The sequence below is a fragment of the Gilvimarinus sp. 1_MG-2023 genome (assembly GCF_030548285.1).
In genome coordinates this window covers 1-268 of sequence record NZ_JAUOSC010001073.1, presented here as the reverse complement: position 1 = coordinate 268, position 268 = coordinate 1, and the positions used below count along the sequence as shown (strand labels likewise).

General features: G+C 56.7%; 1 pseudogene. It reads left to right on the top strand.

Features of this window, described 5'->3' with window-relative positions:
- Positions 1 to 268: pseudogene (locus Q4563_RS20165) on the top strand (integrase); the annotation flags it as partial.

The window sequence follows — 268 nt, the reverse complement described above, 5'->3', positions numbered from 1 at the left end:
GTCGACTGCCTTGCGATCACAACACCCTGGTTCGCTACCTCCTGGCAAAAGCGGTGGTACTTAACCCCAGAACCCTGGATTTACACCTGACGGCTATCAGTCAGTGGCACCACTATCAGGGCATGACCGACCCGGTACGAGATCCACTGGTGCGGAAAATCATGGAGGGGATTCGCCGCACCCACGGTCGCCCCAAACAGAAGGCCAAGGCATTACGGCTGGAGCACCTTGCACAGATGGTGTCCTATTTGAGAGGCTTACCGGATAG